The organism is Paenibacillus sp. FW126-R14 (genome assembly GCF_058789495.1).
Genome location: NZ_JBYTBS010000031.1, coordinates 34,191 through 53,118, shown reverse-complemented (window position 1 = coordinate 53,118; position 18,928 = coordinate 34,191). Strand labels below are relative to the sequence as shown.

General features: G+C 48.9%; 9 protein-coding genes. All 9 read left to right on the top strand.

Translation table 11 applies throughout. The annotated features are described in order from the left end of the window. Window positions 1–311 precede the first annotated feature (311 nt). The 9 genes from isdC (at window position 312) to AC3WRW_RS19270 (ending at window position 18,797) form a co-directional block, all read left to right on the top strand. Window positions 312–986 carry a heme uptake protein IsdC gene (gene isdC, locus AC3WRW_RS19310; RefSeq protein WP_492547931.1) on the top strand — a complete coding sequence of 225 codons (675 nt, stop codon included), beginning with the start codon at window positions 312–314 and terminating at the stop codon, window positions 984–986. 38 nt (window positions 987–1,024) lie between these two features. Beyond that, window positions 1,025–5,491, top strand: coding sequence for an NEAT domain-containing protein (locus AC3WRW_RS19305; RefSeq protein WP_492547930.1), 4,467 nt, complete (start codon window positions 1,025–1,027; stop codon window positions 5,489–5,491). Between the two features lie 77 nt (window positions 5,492–5,568). Next, window positions 5,569–6,471 (top strand): heme ABC transporter substrate-binding protein IsdE, encoded by a 903-nt coding sequence (gene isdE / locus AC3WRW_RS19300; protein ID WP_492547929.1) that lies wholly within the window; start codon window positions 5,569–5,571, stop codon window positions 6,469–6,471. A gap of 28 nt (window positions 6,472–6,499) precedes the next feature. Continuing rightward, window positions 6,500–7,483 carry a FecCD family ABC transporter permease gene (locus AC3WRW_RS19295; protein ID WP_492547928.1) on the top strand — a complete coding sequence of 328 codons (984 nt, stop codon included), beginning with the start codon at window positions 6,500–6,502 and terminating at the stop codon, window positions 7,481–7,483. After that, window positions 7,473–8,243 carry an ABC transporter ATP-binding protein gene (locus tag AC3WRW_RS19290; RefSeq protein ID WP_492547927.1) on the top strand — a complete coding sequence of 257 codons (771 nt, stop codon included), beginning with the start codon at window positions 7,473–7,475 and terminating at the stop codon, window positions 8,241–8,243. The genes AC3WRW_RS19295 and AC3WRW_RS19290 overlap by 11 nt, the downstream gene beginning before the upstream one ends. Next, window positions 8,209–9,012: a class B sortase gene (gene srtB / locus AC3WRW_RS19285; RefSeq protein WP_492547926.1), complete on the top strand. Its 804-nt coding sequence runs from the start codon at window positions 8,209–8,211 to the stop codon at window positions 9,010–9,012. The genes AC3WRW_RS19290 and srtB overlap by 35 nt, the downstream gene beginning before the upstream one ends. A 271-nt stretch (window positions 9,013–9,283) precedes the next feature. Further along, window positions 9,284–15,592 carry an alpha-amylase family glycosyl hydrolase gene (locus AC3WRW_RS19280; RefSeq protein WP_492547925.1) on the top strand — a complete coding sequence of 2,103 codons (6,309 nt, stop codon included), beginning with the start codon at window positions 9,284–9,286 and terminating at the stop codon, window positions 15,590–15,592. A 433-nt stretch (window positions 15,593–16,025) separates the two neighbouring features. Beyond that, window positions 16,026–16,367, top strand: a complete 342-nt coding sequence (locus AC3WRW_RS19275; protein WP_492547924.1) for a DUF805 domain-containing protein — start codon at window positions 16,026–16,028, stop codon at window positions 16,365–16,367. Between the two features lie 342 nt (window positions 16,368–16,709). After that, entirely contained in the window at window positions 16,710–18,797 is a 2,088-nt protein-coding gene (locus tag AC3WRW_RS19270; protein ID WP_492547923.1) for a TerD family protein, read from the top strand. Window positions 18,798–18,928 lie beyond the last annotated feature (131 nt).

Sequence of the window (18,928 nt, the reverse complement as noted above, 5' to 3'; positions counted from 1 at the left end):
CACCAGCCACTAAATGATAATGAAAATCATTATCGTATGTCAATGCAAACTTTTTCAGAATAAAACGAGGGCTCTAGTATGTATTGACAATTTTCATAAAGCTAAGTTAAGATAAAACCGCACACATTAAATAATAATGATTCTCATTCTCTGTAGTCGCCCTGTCTGCGCTATCTTTAGGATGCAACTAGGAAACGGAGGTGTGTAAAGTAATAGAATAGAGGTTCTATTATTTTTTTTTGATTTTATGATGATAATGATTATCATTATCTTTATTTTCATTTGTATCGATGAAAGGAGTGAAAAAGAACATGAAAAAGTACTTATCCATCCCGGTTTCCATGCTCTTGATGCTGATTTTCGCCGTGATTCTGTACGTGCCTGCATCGAAAGCTGCTGCTGCTCTCGCAGACGGGACGTATTCCATTGGCTATACGGTTATTCAAGGGGATAATGACTCTGCTTCCATGGCTAACGATTATTGGGAGAAGCCAGCGACCATTACGGTGAAAAATGGCGAAATGACCATGCAAATGAAGCTGAATCATAGTTCATGGGTCACAGCTTTTAAAGTGGACAATGGCGGAGGTTTCGCGGACACGCAAGTGGTAAACAGCGATAGTTCAGAGGATACGCGCGTGGTTCAGTTCAAAGTGAAGGATGTATCGAATCCGCTCGTGGCCAAGATCCATGTGACGGTGAAAACGGTCGATTACGATCATGATTATACGATTCGGTTTGCATTTGACGCGAAGAGTATGAAAGCGCTCAGCACGGCTGAATCGAAGGCCGACACGGCAGCAAACGTAACACCGAAAACGAAGAGTGACGGCTCGACTCCCGCAGCAGCTCCTGCTGTCAAAGCGGATCAGAAGAAGCCTGTGGCCGTGAATCCGCAAACCGGAGACACGACTCCGGTTACTGTGCTTGTTGCTCTGCTATTGATCTCATCATTTATTTTAATTCGCAAATTCGCAAAGCGTTAATTCAACAAGGATTTCAGGAACGAAGGAGAGTAATCATTTTGAAGAATCGACTAAGGAAAGTCGGAACGATCTTTCTTATGTTTTTTGTGCTGTTAAGCACCGTACATTTCCCGCTGAGTCAAGATTCAGTAGCTCATGCGGCTAGTAGTGCGAACGCCGGTAATCAAGCGCTTCCAGACGGGGACTACCCTGTCAAATTTAATCTATACAAAGATGGTACGAACGAACTATCGATGATGCAGAGCTACGCCGATCTAAACAGCGGACGTTTAACTGTGAAAGACGGGGAAGTGAAGGCTTCCTTCACATTAATTCACAGCTCATGGATTACATCGTTTATGACTGCGCTCAACGGTACCTTGGTTGAGACAACGACACTCAACATTAATCAGGCGGAAGACAAGAGAACGGTCCAATTTGGAGTCAGCGACTTATCGGCCAGATTAAACGCCAAAGTAAAAGTTGACATCACCGAGTTTGGTATTCATGAAGACCAGCCTTTGCAAATCGGATTTGATACAACAGGCATTACGCCTCCAGAGCAAGCTCCGGTTGATAAAACAGGGCTCAATCAATTGATTGCTAGTGCGCAAGCGAAACATGGCGCAGCGAAAACAGGCATCTATAACGGCCAATATCCGGCCGATGCCGTAAGCGCGCTGCTAGCTGCGATCACTGCTGCGAAGACAACGGCTGAGAATGCGAATGCTACGCAGGCGCAGGTGAATGATGCTTTGAGCAAGCTGCAAACAGCAGTTGCGGCATTTGACGCCTCCGTGATCACCAACAATCCGAAGCCGGGTGAAGTGAGCGCCGGCGTGTATCACATTTATTTTTCGGCATTAAATGCAACGGATCCGACGAAAACGTCCTCGATGGAATCTTATTTTGTGAAACCGGCTAAATTGACGGTGGACGAGAACGGGAAAAAGACGATCCGGTTTATTGTGCTGAAAAGCTCGGACACGGACTCGCTGAAGACGAAGGACTCGAACGGGCAGTTCGTGGAAATGAATGTTGTCAGCACCAACAAGGCAGCTAACACAAGGGAAGTTGAGTTTGAGATAGCCGATTTGACTCAAAATGTTGCTGCGAGGGTGCATAACACCATAGCGCCGCCTCAATACGCTACCAACGACTTCCAGTTTAAATTCGATGCAAGCAGCATCGTGCCGTTTATCGAAGACGGCCTGTACAGCATTCCTTATCAAACGCTGAACGCAACGAACCCAAGCAAAGAATCCAGCATGAAAAGTTATTTTATCAATCCTGCAACTTTATCCGTTCAGCAGGGAAAAAGAAAAGTGATTATGACGGTGCTTAAGAGCACGGATACGGATGTCATTCAGACACAACTGAATGGGCAGATGGTTGATGCCGTGGTTACAAGCCAAAATGCAGCAGCGAATACGAGGGTAATCGAGTTTGAAGTGAGGGACCTTTCGTCCAATATCCTTGCTTACGTACATAACACGATAGCGCCACCGCAATACGCCGGTAATAATTTCTTATTTAAATTTGATCCTAACGGGATCGTACCGCAGAAAGCAGAGTTAATCGGCGAATCGACTGTGGAGCCGAAGCAAGTACTGGATCTGAATTTCAGAATTACAGGTGTAAGTCAAAGTGTATATCAACAGGTGTATGGTCAGGAAATGACGCTGACGTTCGATGCGAACCTGCTTGAGCTCGACAAGTCCAAGTCCAAGTCTTTGGTTGACAATTTCTCTCTAGCTTATTCCGATCAAGCTCCGGGGCAGCTCAAGCTGACTTTAACTGGCGCAAGCGGGAAAAGCTTCAATGCCAACAATCAGTATCTGATGCTTGAATTCATAGCCAAGTCGGTTACCCAATCGACCTCTACGCCGGTGGCGCTGACGAATATCTGGCTTGTGAACGGCGAGGGCAACAAGTTAAAAGTTAATGATGTCTTGTATTCCATCAAAATTGTTCCAGCGGATAAAACGAAGCTGAACCAAGCGCTTGCAAGCGCCCAAGATAAGCATGACAAAGCGGAGGAAGGCATTTACACAGGCCAATTCCCGGCTAGCGCGATTAGTGCCCTACAAACTGCAATTACGACTGCGCAGAGTACGGCTAACCATGCTGATGCCACGCAAAAGCAAGTCGATGACGCTTTAACCGAACTGCAAACCGCAGTTGCGGCTTTCGATGCTTCCGTGATTGCGAACAATCCAAAGCCAACGCAGCCGGGACAGCCCGGACAGCCTGAAGACGGGTCATACAAAATCAAATTTAACCTGCTCAAAGACGGAACGAATGAATCGTCGTTGATGGAGAGCTATACCGATTTAACGAGCGGACGCTTAACGATTCAGAATGGGAAAAAGACGGTTTCCCTTACTTTGAAGAAAAGTTCTTGGATTACGTCCTTCAAGACGGAACGGAACGGGACTTTAGTGGAAACAACGATTCTGAATGCCAATCAAGCCGAAGATACGAGGACCGTTCAATTCGAAGTTAACGATGTATCGGCAAAGCTGAATGCAAGAGTTGTCGTTGATGTTCCAGGCGTTGTTCATGAAGATCAACCTCTGCAAATTGCTTTCGATGCAGGCAGCGTGACACGTATCTTCCCTCTCGATCAGCCGCTTTCAGAAGGCAATTACAATGTAAGTCTGAACGGCAGTGCGCTGGGCGGTGTTCAAACGCCGGTAAGTTCCTATCTGGAAGACACGAGCAGATTAAGCGTACAGAGCGGCAAGAATATCGTCTACTTTAAGCTGAAAAGCGGAACAACGATAACGAAGCTGCAACGGGTTCTTCCGGATCAATCTACAGTGGACATATTGCCTGCGATTGCAATGAAACGATCGGACCTTGTTACTGTATTGGCCGCTTCCCAAGAAGTCAAATATGAGCTGCCGGATTTAACAGCAGCATATAACATGTATCTGTCCGTGACAGAGAACGGTCAGACTGTGAATCCAAGCTATCAAATCAGCTTTAAAGATGCTACGTCCGCAGGCTCCGACCCTGTTGGCCCTACGAACCCTACGGATCCTACGAACCCTACGGATCCTACGGATCCTGTTAATCCTGGAACGCCTCCGGGACCAGGGACAGGCAACCCATCAGGACCGAGCATACCTTCGGTACCTGCAAATATCCATGGGATTGCAGACGGCACCTACAGTATTAATTATCAAATTCTTAAACACGGTACTACGGAAAGATCGGTTATGCAGGACTACGTCGTAACGCCTGGTACGTTAACCGTGACTAACGGCTACATGCGCGTATCATTTACGCTTAAACAAAGCAAAGAAACGACGGCTTTCCAAGTAGCATACGATGGCAGCTTAAGCGATACAGACGTTGTAAGCACAGATGAAGCTAAAAATACGCGCGTTATTCAATTCCCTATCGCTGATTTAACGGTCAAAACAGCCGGTTGGGTGAAAGTGAATTGGCCGGAACTTGGTTATAATCATTCTTACGATGTTGATCTTACATTTGATAAAAGCAGTATTGTACGCGTACAATCGCCTGGCGAAATCAAGCCGGTAGTTGTAAAAGCGTTAAGTGAAGCCTACCAGCCTGGCGACTATGCGGTTGACTTCAATATGACGCTGCGCGGACGTGATCAGAAGTCCATTACAAATGATTTCGTGAAGCATCCTGCTAAGCTGACCGTTATTGACGGCAAAAGCTACGTGTATCTTACTTTAACGAAAAGCAAAGAGATGCCGGGCTTCAAAATCCAGCAAGAGGATGGAACGCTTGCAGATGCAGAGATCGTTAGCACGAATGGAGCAGAGAACAGCAGAATCATTCGATTTGCTGTGAAGGATTTTGCTCCGGAAACAAAAATTTATGCTCTGATCAAAATGGATTGGGCCGGTCACTATACAGGGGATTACGATGTGCAGTTAATCTTTAATGGCAACGACATTAAACCTTACGTCGACAAAGATGATGAAGTCAAAGGCGATAAGCCGAAGAAATGGGCGGATATTCAAGGCCACTGGGCTAAAGCCGCAATTGAGAAAGCGATCGAGCTAGGCATTGTCAGTGGCTATGAGAACGGCGAGTTCCGTCCGAACGGTCAAGTGACGCGCGCCGAGTTTGCCGTGATGCTCAGCAACGCGTTGAAGTTGAAAGCTGCGGACAGCGCATTGACATTTAGCGACCTTGAGAGCATTCCTGATTGGGCGAAGCCTAGCTTGGCGGCAGTAGCCGGACTTAAGATCATCAATGGCTATGAAGACGGTTCGTTCCGAGCTGATCGAAGCATTAACCGTTCCGAATTGGTTGTTATGATTGTTCGTGCATTAGGTTTGTCGACAGATGGCAATGCTCCGTTAACATTTGCGGATGCAGATGAAATCCCGCAGTGGGCGCAGTCCTCTGTAGCGGAAGCCTACCGTCTCGGATTGATTAGCGGTCGTGAGAACAATACGTTTGCTCCGAACCTGAGCGCCAGCCGGGCGGAAGCCGTTACTTTGGTTCTAGCGATGCTGAAGCAAGCTGAATCCAAGTAGTTAGAAATAGACAGAAAGGGGATACCAGGTCACTGGTGTCCTCTGTAATTTTTAAGGGGAAGGACGTGGAAACGGGCATGAATAAAAGAATGGGAGCGATGCTGCTTGCCGCTATGTTGGTCATGACAGCGGGCTGCTCGGCGGGAACGGCTTCGGACAGCAACGCTGCTGTCTCTCAGACAGCAGTTCCAACTGCCGAGGTGCAGAGCGATAAGCGCGTAGTTGCGACTACGGTTGCGGCTGCACAAATAATGGACGCTTTGGAGATGGACTTGGCCGGCGTGCCTACCAGCTCGAAGGAGCTTCCCAAGCGTTACGACGGGGTACCCAAAGTCGGGAATCCGATGAGTCCGAATATGGAGGTTGTGAAATCATTGGACCCGACAGAAGTGCTGTCGGTGACGACATTGGAATATGACTTGGCCCCGGTATTCAAAAATGCCGCTGTACAAGCGACTTTTCTTAATCTCACAAGTCTGGACAAAATGAACAAGGAAATTATCGTGCTCGGCGATAAATACAATCGTCAGAAGCAGGCTCAGGCGATCGTCGCGAAGTACAATGACAAGCAAAAGGAAATCGATCAGAGGATCGCCGGCAAGAAGCAGCCCAGCGTGCTCATTTTGCTTGGAGTGCCGGGAAGCTATCTGGTAGCGACGGAGAACTCCTATATCGGAGATCTGGTTAAGCGGGCAGGCGGCATTAATGTGGTGCAAGGGCAGAAAGTTGAATATTTGGCATCGAACACCGAATATTTGCAGCAGGCGAACCCGGACATTATTTTGCGAGCGGCTCACGGGCTGCCGGATGAAGTCATCAAAATGTTCGACAAGGAATTCCAGAAAAATGATATATGGAAGCATTTCGAGGCGGTTCAGCATAACCGGGTGTATGATTTGCAGGAGGATTTGTTCGGAACAACGGGCAATCTTGCTGCTGTGGAAGCCCTGGATGAGCTTATGAAGATGCTGTATCCATAAAATAGGGATGAGCAAAGGACGAGAATACATGAATAAAATCGGATGGAGCTTGGTAGTCGTTGTCCTCCTGCTTCTCATCGTAACGTTAGTGTCCGTAACCTCAGGAAGCATCAAAGTCGGGGGTCTTGAATTTATTCAAGGCCTTTTTACGGGGACAAACAAGAAAGTAGAGATTATTAAGGATTTGCGCTTGCCGCGAATTATTGTGGCTCTTTTCGTTGGAGCAACACTAGCCGTTTCCGGCGTTCTGCTGCAGGCTGTGATGAGAAACCCGCTCGCTGACGCCGGGGTGATCGGCATATCCTCTGGAGCGGGCGTCGTTTCGCTGCTGTTTGTTACGCTGTTTCCGCAGTTGTTTTACTGGCTGCCGGTGTTTGCTTTTTTCGGAGGGGCGTTGGCCTGCTTCTTGGTCTATTCCTTTTCCTGGAAATCCGGTCTGAGTCCGATCCGCATTATCTTAGTAGGTCTTGCTATTAACGCCACCTTCACGGGATTGGGTCAGTCGTTTAATTATCGCGGAAGCTATGCGGTCACCAGCATTAATCAGGCCGTCACTTCGATCTTTACGATGAAGACATGGAATGACGTACATGTGATGCTCCTCTACGGAACAATCGGTTTAGTGGTATCCTTCTTTTTATACGCTTGGTGCAATATGCTTTCGCTGCAGGATAAATCGGCGCAAAATTTGGGACTTAGAGTCACGCGAGCACGTCTAATTATTTCTGTAGTAGCGGTTTTACTCGCTGCAGTAGCGACCGCAATTGGCGGGATGATTGCTTTCGTCGGCTTGCTTGTTCCTCATATTGCTCGTCTATTAGTAGGATCGGATCATAAGATTTTGATTCCTTTCTCGGCTTTGGGCGGGGCGCTATTAGTTTTATCCGCCGATACGCTGGGACGTACGGTGCTCGCACCTTCCGAAATTCCTGCTTCCATTATTATGGCCGTTATTGGGGGGCCGTTTTTAATATTCATGTTGAGAAAGAGTGATAAGATTCATGGAAATTAAGAATATCTCTTTTTCCTACGATAAGAAGAACGATCAGTTGAAATCCGTAACGAGTGAGATTGCTATGGGCAAAATTACGACAATCATCGGCCCCAATGGCTGCGGGAAGTCAACGCTTCTGGGGGTAATGTCGAACAATTATGCGCCGCATACCGGTCGGGTCGTTCTGGACGGCAAAGAGCTAAATATGTATAAAACAAAAGAGCTGGCGAAAAAGCTGGCCGTTGTCCACCAGAGCAATGAGGCTCCTTCCGATTTAACGGTTGAAAAGCTAACAAGCTTTGGGCGGCTGCCTCATAGGACTTTATTCACGCAAGAGAGAGAGGAAGACGAGGAGGCAATTGAGTGGGCGCTGACTTGTACGAATCTTCAAGACAAACGCACGAAGACCCTGCAGCAGTTGTCTGGCGGTGAAAGACAGCGTGTCTGGATCGCTATGGCGATTGCTCAGCGAACTTCCATTTTATTTCTGGATGAGCCGACGACGTTTTTGGATATGTATTATCAGATCGAAATCTTGGAATTAATCAAAAAGTTGAATGTCGAACACGGATTGACGATCGTCATGGTGCTGCACGATATGAATCAGGCGATTCGCTACAGCGACCGGCTTATCGTCATGAAAAACGGCCAACTGTTTATGGAAGGCGCTCCACATGAAATCATGACGGAGCCTATGATCAAATCGGTTTATGGAGTTGACGTCATCGTAAAACATGATCAAGATGCGGGTTTATACATGGTGCCTATCGGGATTTAGGAAGCTGAGAAAAAATAGTCTGCCGTCCAACCTTGTGGTGCTTCTCTGCTTGGCCGTGTTTATTGGCTGCGCCTGCAGACTAATTGGCTATGTGTGGGCCAGCTCCGAGAACAGCAGAGTTATGAAGGAGGCGCAGGAACTGTATAAGGCCGGAAGCTGGCCTATGGCTCAGCTTGCGCTGGCGTCAGGACAGAACCGGGAGCCCTCCAAGTTCGATCGTTTGCTTGAGCGGAATCCGGATACGGTTGGATGGCTGCGAATCGGCGATACCCAAATTGATTATCCTGTCGTCCAGGCTTCCGACAATGAGTACTATTTGGGCAGAAACTTTGAGAGGGAGCCCGTGGCTGCCGGTAGCCTGTTCATGGATTTCCGAAATCGCGCAAGCGGACACGAACGCAATACGATTATTTATGGCCACCGGATGAAGGATGGCTCCATGTTCGGGAATTTAAAGAAATATTTGGACCCGGCGTTTTTTCAATCACACCGGACGTTCTTTTATGAAAGCTTGCACCAATCCTATCGGGTGGACATTTTTGCAGTTTACTATACGACGACTGACTTCAATTATATTCAAACCGATTTTACCGATGACGCTGAATATGCATCGTTTCTGCATACGATTCAGAACCGTTCGCTATACGAGACTGACGGAGAGTTAACCCCAAGCGATGTCATTCTTACCCTGTCAACCTGCGATTACACGCTTGACTCCACAGAAGGAAGATTAGTCATACACGGAAAGCTCATACCGTTGTCGGAATGATGCTGCTCCGTGCCCATAGCCTCCGGTCTCACAGTTATGACAGGCGGGAGTCAATTGCTGGGGACAAACTTGAATAATACGACAACCGTCAGGGTGACCCTGGCGGTTTTTCTTATACCTCGAGTGCCTCTGAAGTCTGTTTCCTTCAAATAAACAAGTCACATAGATACGGGCAGGTTGTCAATATTATACACTCACGTAGATAGAGGGGCATGCTATGATATTTTGAAGAAAGCGCTTTTTTTACCAAATACAAGGAGGATACATAACGATGGGTTTATGGTATCGAAAACGTGGTACGCGGTTTTTGTCTGCGCTATCCGCACTTCTGCTGACTTTGCAGCTGCTTACCGGACTGTTCGCGGGCTCGACGCGTGTGCTTGCGGCAGCGGATCCATTCACGGAGCAGCCTGGCGGAAAAAGCAAATGGGTCATTGCAGGCAGCTTTCAAGGCTGGGACAACGCCTCGACGGATACCCGCATGAAGCACTTGACGGGCGAATTTTATGCTTTTTCCAAAGAGCTTCCTGCCGGATCTTATGAATTTAAGATCGTCAAAAGCGGCTCCTGGGACGGATACGCCAACAACGGCAATAATTTTGCCTTCAGCTTGGGAGAAACGACGGAGGTTCGTTTTTATGTGAACGATGAGATAGGCGAGGCGCGGATTTCACTTCCCGGAGTGGCGGGGATCCAGCCGTACATCCCGGCGCTCGGTCCGAACGAGCAGCCACGCCTTGTAGGCAGCATTCAATCTTTGTTCGGAGAAGGGGAATGGTCACCGGGCGGAGCGAACCAGATGTTCGTCGATTATCTTTTTAATAATACGGTATATAAGCTGCAGCGCCATATTCCGGTCGGCAGCTATGAAGCTAAAATCGTGTTCGGTTCCAATTGGGATGCCCCGAATTACGGAACGGCAGCGGGAGCCAATGTGAAGCTTGCAACGGTAGACGAGGCTGATGTCACTTTTACCTTTGATAATGCCGCGCAAACGAAAGCGCTTACTCATGATTATGTGCCGCAAGATGGCGCTTTCGACGGTCAAATCAAGAAGGAAAGCCTCTTTTTTGACAGTCGTTCGGTAACGTACAAAAAGCCGTTCGGCGCCATTCCAGCGGGCGGACAGGACCTCACACTCCGTATCGCAGCGGCCAAGGGCGACTTGCAGACGGCAAAGGCGGAACTGAGCGCTCCCGATGGCTTGTCCAAAGCCTATTTAATGAAGAAAGTCACTACCGTAGCCGACAAGGATTACTGGGAAGTTACGGTGCCGGGGGCTGATTTTGCAGGCAAGGTTGGGATTTGGGGCTATAAATTTATTGTTGTCGACGGTTCGTCAAAAGCGGAGTACGGCGACGACAGTCTTCGGGGCGGCTCAGGCTCGGTTGTCGATGAAGGCGCCGTTCCTTATGATCTGACGGTTTACGCACCGGATTACCAAACACCTGATTGGATGAAAAATGCGGTTGTGTATCAAATATTCCCGGACAGATTTTTTGATGGATCGAAGGATAACAACCGGGCTAAGACGGTAGATGGCGCGCGCGGTGTCCTTGATCCCAAATATGGCACGAGCAAGAATGGCCAGCAGCTCCAGTATTTTGACGGCGGCGTGCCGAACGATCCCACACCGGCTCAGGTTTGGGGCGGGACTTCCGTTGTGCCGGAGAATCCAGACCGGTCCAAGCCGGAGAACAAGCCGTATTACCCGGATGCGAAAACGGATGGGGCTTGGACGAATGAATTTTACGGCGGCGACATTCAAGGGATTGAACAGAAGCTAGGCTATTTGAAATCGCTGGGCATTACGGCTGTTTACTTGAACCCCGTCTCATGGGCGGCGTCCAATCACAAATATGATGCAACGGACTACAAGCATTTGGATCCAATGTTCGGACAGCCGGTTTACAATACGCCGGGTGATCCCACTTCCGGTTTGGATTACGTTAAAACCCGGGAAGCCTCGGACCAAGTATTCGAGAACTTCACGAAAGCGGCCCGTACGGCTGGCATCAAAGTGATTAACGACGGCGTGTTTAATCACGTCGGTGACGATTCGATTTATTTTGACCGGTATGGCAAATATCCGGAGATAGGCGCTTACGAATATTGGGCAGCGGTTTACGATAAGATGAACGCGTCTTCCATGACGCAAGAGCAGGCAGAAACGGCTGTTCGCGCCTCGTTTACGAGCCAGATCAACCCGATGACGGGCCAGAATTACAAGTGGCCGGACGATTTCAGGTATGTCTCCTGGTTTACCGTGACGAATGAAAAAGTGAAGGACCGCGACGACGATAATCTGCATTACAAATATGATGCTTGGTGGGGCTATGATTCGCTGCCGGTGATGGATGCCAAAGACCCGCAAACGGCGCCTACGGAGTATTTGCCGGCAGATACCTTGTCCCTTCCCGGGCAGCATGAGTGGAACAATATCCATTACCGGGACAATGTCATTGGACATAGCCTGACTGGATTAACCGAGGCTGAAGCGCAAAAAGCCATGCAATTTGCGAACTCCCAACGCTGGTTGTGGATGGGAACGAGCGGCTGGCGGCTGGACGTGGCGCCGGATGTGTCGGCGGGCACTTGGGGCAAGTTTCGCGAAGCTGTGAAATCGGCCGCAGGCCGCACGAATGTAAACGGCACAGCGATAGATGAGCCGGTTATTATCGGCGAAGAGTGGGGCGTTGCTACGAGGTTTCTGCTTGGCGATCAGTTTGACTCCGTTATGAACTACCGGTTCCGCGGGGCTCTGCAAAGCTTCCTTCTGGGCGGCAATGCCGATGCGTTCAATCAGGCGCTGGAATCGATCCGTGAAGATTATCCGAAAGAAGCTTGGGAAGCGCTGATGAACCTCGTGGATTCTCATGATACGACGCGTTCCATTACCAAATACGACCATCCGGAGTGGGAGGAAGAGCATCTTGTCATCGCCCCTGAAGCAAGCGCGAATGCGAGAAAGCTCCAGGAATTGACGGCTATTTTCCAAATGGGCTACCCTGGTGCTCCTACGATTTACTATGGGGATGAAGTGGGCCTCACCGGTACGAAAGATCCGGATTCCCGGCGCTTTTTCCCGTGGGAACGGGTTGCGGCGAATGCGGACGGTACGTTCAGCGGAACAGGCGACTATCAGAATCTTTTGAGCGTTTACCAAAAAGCGGCTAAAGTCCGCGGTGACAATGCCGTGTTCCGGACCGGCGATCTTAAAGCCGTCTATTCGCAAGGAAACGTTATCGCTTATGCGCGTAAGAACGATTCCCGCGGAGCTCTGCTCATCGTGAACCGGGGAGCGACTTCTCAGTCGATCGAAGCGGATGTGGCCGGATTCCTGCCGGATGGGCTCGCTCTGACCGACCAACTTGGTGGAAGTGCCAAGGCGGTTGTCGCTTCGGGTAAAGTCTCTTTGACTGTCCCGGCACTAACCGGTTACATGATGGTTTCGGATTATGAACTTCAGGCTGTACCGCAGGTAACCGGTGTTCAGGCGCAAGCCGATATGGGGAAAGTGAATCTTTTCTGGAACCGTGTGAGCGGAGCGGAGTCTTACCAGATTTACCGTGCTGCCATTGAAGGCGGAGCCGTGCAGCTTGTCGGATCTACCGCTGACCTCAACTATCTTGATGTCAATGTGATAAACGGAACGAAATACTACTATGCAGTGACGGCGCGCATTGGTTCAGGCGAAAGTTTCCTCAGCGACATGGTCGCTGCAACCCCGGCATTCCGGATTGCATCTCTGGGAACGCCAAGCACAGTAACGGATAATGTTTATTTAGGCGTAGGCAAAACGACAGGGCGAATCACGGTGAACGTGAATATTCCGGGTCTGACGGACGATGCCGCTTTAGCCGGCAAGGAAGCGCCGAATTTGCTGGCGAGACTTGGCTTCTATAGAGAGGGTACCGACCCGGCTGCCGCTCAGGATACGAAATTGCGCTATGACAGCGACCAGTCGGGCAGTAAGATCTACTGGGGATCTTTTGAGCCGACAGAAGCCGGCGTTTACAATTATTTTGCCAAAGTTTCGACGGACAACGGAGAACACTATACTCAATCTGCCACGGTTGCTCTTGAAGTATATGGCGACCCGAACGATACAACGGCACCTGCCGCACCTATCCTTTATCCTATCGCGGTCGAATCGAACCGTGCGTATTTGAAATGGACGGCAGCCGACAACAGTATTGCGGGCTTCGACGTTTACCGTCAATCGGTTACGGATGCGACTTATCAGAAAATCGCAACGCTTGCCGCTACGGCCACCGACTACACGGATTATGCCGTGAGCAACGATGTGCTGTACACATACCAGGTGGCGGCATTCGATCAATCGTATAACCGCGCATTCTCGGAAAAGCAGTCCGTCACGCCGAAGCTTGTGATGGTGGATGTGCTGATGCGCTTGCACTTGCCGGATTACACGCCGACGAGTGACGATATCAACATTGCCGGCAGCTTTAACGGCTGGAATGCCAGCTCGACGAAACTACATGTACCTAGCGGTGCAACCGATCGCGGCGTGGTGGAGTACAGTTTCAAAATGATGGCCGGCAAATCCATCGAATACAAGTATACCCGCGGGACTTGGGAGACGGAAGCTTTCACGTCGCACACGCGGACGCCGGGCGATACGGCCGATTACGGCAACTGGGCTTACAGTTCGACCATTACGAATATGAAGCTGACGGTTAAAAATGAAGGCGGCAATCAGATGGTCGTGAACGATTACGTGCTGCGCTGGGTCGACATGCCGATGATTCTGACGATGCCGCGGATTACTTACGGCAGCAACGTTGCGTATTCGACGGAAGAAAGCAGCTTCAAGTTGAAAGGAGTCGTGCCTTACGGCGTCAGCTTCTCCATTAACGGGCAGCCGATTCCTCCGAACAGCATGGATGCCGCAGGCAATGTCGAGTTGGATGCTATTCCGCTCTCGCCGGGACCGAACCATTTTGTACTGCACATAGAACCTACACCGGAAACGCTGGCTCTTCCCTGGTATGAAGATAAAGGACGCGCAGGTCAGGCTACGAAGACACTTACGCTGGACATTACGCGGACATCGGGTGGAAGCGCTCAGGAGCCGGTATTGAATGAATTGCAGTGGAATGAAGTGAACACGGCTCTCACGGTTGGCGATACGCGCCAACTTCAGGTGATAGGCTTATATTCGGATAATTCCAAGAAGACTCTTACAGGTGTTGAATTCACTTCCAGCGATAAGACTATTGCAGACGTTACGAACGAAGGACTAGTTACAGCGAAAGCGCAAGGAAAAGCAAAGATTACAGCTGCTTTTGGAGGGAAGTCGGTTGAACTCCTACTGAGCATATCTTCGGCTCCATCTAATGGTGGAAGCGGCGGAGATGGCGATGGCGATGGCGGTGGCGGTGGCGGTGGCGGTGGCGGTGGTTATACGCCGGTAACAACACCTGCTGATAAGCCCGCAGCGGTGAAACAGATTGACGAAGCTGCTTTAAAGAACGGCAAGGACGGCAAAGTAAGCATCGAGCTGAGCTCAGGCGAACGTGAGGTGAAGCTCCCGGTCAATACGGCTGAACTGTTAGGCTCCAAGCTATTGGAGATTAAACAGGGCGGCATCTCGCTCGAAGTACCGTCCAGCTTGCTCCAAGCGCTGGCTAAACTGATTCCGGACGGAAGCTCAGACGGCGCGGGGCTTTCACTGTCGATGAACACCGTAGAAGCCGAAGCCGCTCAAAAGCTGATTAAACAGGGAGCCGAGAGAGCAGGAGCAAGCATTAAACCTGTTAGCGCCGTGTACGATTTCACTCTGTCAGCTCTAACGAAAGACGGCAAAACATTTAAGCTGCCGACATTTGACCAACCGGTCACGCTGCTATTCCGCGTTCAGGATGGAGCCAACTTTCCACTTAGCGGCGTGTACTATGTGAGCGATGCAGGAGAGCTGACGTATATTGGCGGTACTTGGGATAATGGCGTTTTGAAAGCAAAAGTATCGCACTTCAGCAAATATGCCGTACTGGAATACAACAAATCATTCAATGATCTGCCTGCCTCACACTGGGCAGCTAATGCTGTGAAGGAACTTGCCGCCATGCATGTCGTGGAAGGTGTCACCCCTGCAGCGTTTGCACCTGAGCGTGAAGTGACGCGAGCTGAGTTCTCAGCTATGCTCGTACGTGCGTTGAAGCTGTCCGCCAAAGGAGAAGCATCGCTACCGTTCTCCGATGTGCCAAGCAGCGCTTGGTACTCGGCAGCGGTAGCAGCCGCTTACAGCAACGGCATCGTCGGCGGTCGCGACAGTTCGACATTCGCACCTGACGCTCCGATTACCCGTCAGGAAATGGCGGCGATGGTCGTACGCGCCTATGGCGTCCACAAGGGCACAAACGTTACGGCAGCCGGCAGCCCTGCCGGATTTGACGACGCAGCCGGCATTGCACCTTGGGCTGGAAGCTTCGTGCAGTCAGCTCTCGAGCTGAAGCTGATGCACGGACGCAGCGAGCGTGAGTTCGCTCCGCTCGGCATCACTACCCGGGCCGAGAGTGCTCAGGTGCTGCTGAACTTGCTGCATGCTGGGAAATGATGACTGGACTGCTGAACGATAGTTTCCAGTCTTCATTCTCCATGCTCGCTGGAAGACGGGGGAACTACAGGGATCTATTTGGCTAGAAACTGCCTTTTCGGCAATGGGAGGAGAACTAGGGTCCGCTATTTCACCATTCCGAGCAGATCGTTAATGCATTGAGGCGAAATAAGACCCTGTAGTTACCTCTGCGCGCCCGACATTCAGCTTTTCGCCGAAATAAGGGAATAGAGTTCCCTCAATCAGGCGGATCTCAAGTTGCCGAAGAGCGGAACATCTGGAAGCGGTCATGAATACAAGATTCCCGATATAAAATAGGGCCGTCAGGGTGAAAATTCCCCGACGGTCCTATTTTTTAATCATCAAGACAACCCCCATCTAAATACATATAAGGGCAAGGCGGAATTCCCGGCGGAAAAAAGGAGGACTTAACATGGGATGGTATTTGAAGGTTTTGAGCAATTACGTGGGGTTTTCAGGAAGAGCAAGGCGCACGGAGTACTGGATGTTTGTTCTCTTCAATGTGATCGCCTCTATCATCCTTGCCATCTTAGAATCGTTACTCGGGCTGAAATCCGTTTTAACCGGCATCTACTCGTTGGCCGTCCTATTGCCATCTTTGGCGGTTACATTCCGGAGACTCCATGATACGGGGAAAAGCGGTTGGTGGATATTACTTGGTTTAATCCCACTGATCGGCGCCATTATTCTTATTGTTTTTTATTGTCAAGATAGTGAGCCTAATGAGAACGAGTATGGTCCGAATCCCAAGTAACTCGCGTAAGGAAGCGAAGCTGCTGCCCTGATTTAATGTGTACAGAAATAATCCCCATGCTAAGACAGGTGGGGGTTATTTAGCATTCACTTATTGGAAGTGTTAATCAAAATAACAACGTCGTAATACTTTCGCCATGTTCACCCCCTCCAAAATATGGGATGATAACCTCACATCAGGCTATTGCCGCCCTTCCTTCTACAACTTCCCAGGTATCTAGGGCGGCAGCTTTCCTGAAGAGATAATCAGGCTATTGTATCTCTTCCTTCTAAATCATTGGTCGATATAGAGATACAAGTTACCTGATTTTATTAAAATCCCAAGAGGAGGCGTTATGCCGCAATGAGAAATAGCGTATATCTAAGAAGGAATAGGAAGCTCATTGTACATCCCGGTCATAGCCGCCTTCCTCTAACATACCTTGCAACAGCAATGAAAAATATTGAGTACTTAGGATTTACTTTTTCTAAAGAGCTTATGGAAGTACTTCAGACTTTATCTATTGAAAGGTTTACTGAGCTATATCATCAGCTTGCAAACGATTTGAAATCATTCCTAGGGGCAAATATTATTTTCAAGCCTATGTACCCTAACTTCCCAAAACAAGTGATGCTGGCCAGCACGGCAGAGCTTTACATTAACGCTATGTGTCACTATTTAACGTTTCAGTTGCCCGAGCATGTAGCCTTGGATAGATTTCCGCTATTGGATCAAGTTGATTTGAAAGTTATCGATCTAGGAAGCTCGGAAGATTTTGATCGAGTTATTCGTAATCTCATTGAGGCGAAGGGCTCGATCTCCCAATCGGACAGGGAAGATATTGAATGGATAATTTCAACATTTGACGATCTTAGTACGGTACTGCCGGATGAAATCCCGATGAAAGAAAATGTGGGGTTTGTCGTAGCGGCGCTGCTCAAATATGAAAAGGCCAACATCACATACATCGCCAAATATATGAAAACGGCAACCGATGTACTGCGGTTAGTTGTTGCTCTGTCTGATGGTGATGTAAGTCTTGCAACGAACACGAAGTTTCGGAAGTTTAAGCGTTCTGAAAGGCGGTTGCTGCTGGAACTGCTTGAGCAATGCGGAAACCGGGTTGAGGATATGCTGCGCTATAAAAATCGCTGGATCCGTCTCGGAGAAATTCTGCACCCTGCTGAATATAAAAGCAAATATAACGGCTGTAAGGAAGCTTTCGACATTCTTCGAAATAATAAACCTTTTGAAACATTTGGCGGCAGGGTTGAACATGCGCTCCGTATGCAAGACACAAGTCTGGCTGTGGACCTATTGACAAATCGTGCGGGAGAGTTCGCTAGGCGGCTGGATCATTTGCTAAGAATCAATAAGGATTTCTCCCCAGTTGTTGAAAAGTTTGCTTCAATTGCCATGAATGTCTCGACGCCAGTGCTGCTGCAAGTTATGGCACATTTCAGCCATAGGCAGGAACGGCATGACATGCGGACGTTCTTTCCGAAAGGGAATGTTGCCAAAGCAGTTGCTATCCCGAATACCCTTCCTGACATTGAAGAATCAGCATGCGAAACGATTGTGCAAACATGCAAAAACACGTTAATCAGTCGATTTGCCAAGCTTCCTTCACTTGGGGATGTGTATGTCGATGCAAGATTGCAGCAGTATGTTATGCCATTTTCGCAAAGATCCGCAAGTAAGGCGCTTCGTACGATTGTTCGTGGCAGCCGGCTTGAGATGGCTGAAGGCAATACGATCCGCTTTTTCTTGTGGTGGAAAGAAGGGAATGTTAACGGAAAACATACAGGAAGGGTCGATATTGACCTTTCTGCTGTGATGTATGATGAGCATTGGCAGTATGTCGATCATATCTCCTACACGAATCTGCGCTCGAATAAATATGACGCCGCGCATAGCGGGGATATTACATCGGCACCTTTTGGGGCATGCGAGTTTATAGATTTGGATATTCCCTCTATCGTTAAATATGGCGGACGTTATGTTGTTGCCTCACTAAACTCTTTTACGGAGCAGCCTTACTGTGATTTGCCAGAATGTTTTGCCGGCTGGATGATGCGTAAGTATCCTAATTCCGGAGAGATTTTTGAACCTTTAACGGTGATGGATCGCATTGATATTGCTGCAGATACAAGAATCGCGATTCCGGTTATTTTGGACCTGGTGGAACGGGAGATCATTTGGTGTGACTTAGCGCTGCAAAAGCATCCTCACTTTTACAATAATGTAGAGGGAAATCAAAAAGGAATGGTCTTAATGGGGAAAGCGATGACCTCCTTAATCAAGCCCAATTTGTATGATTTATTTATGCTTCACGCTGTGGCTAGAGGTCAAATCGTGGAAGACGCCGATCGTGCGCAGACGGTGTTTGCAGTGAGTGAGGGGATTACTCCTTTTGATATTAGTAGGATTATGGCTGAATTTATTGCTTAAGGGATTTTCTCGTTGACAATATATGGGGTTGCAGTTAATATTTCAATATCTAATATGAAAACGAAAGGAGCACGGTGAAGATGAATTTATTCCAGTTATTCGATTCAAAGCATAGTGAACAGAGTAATTTC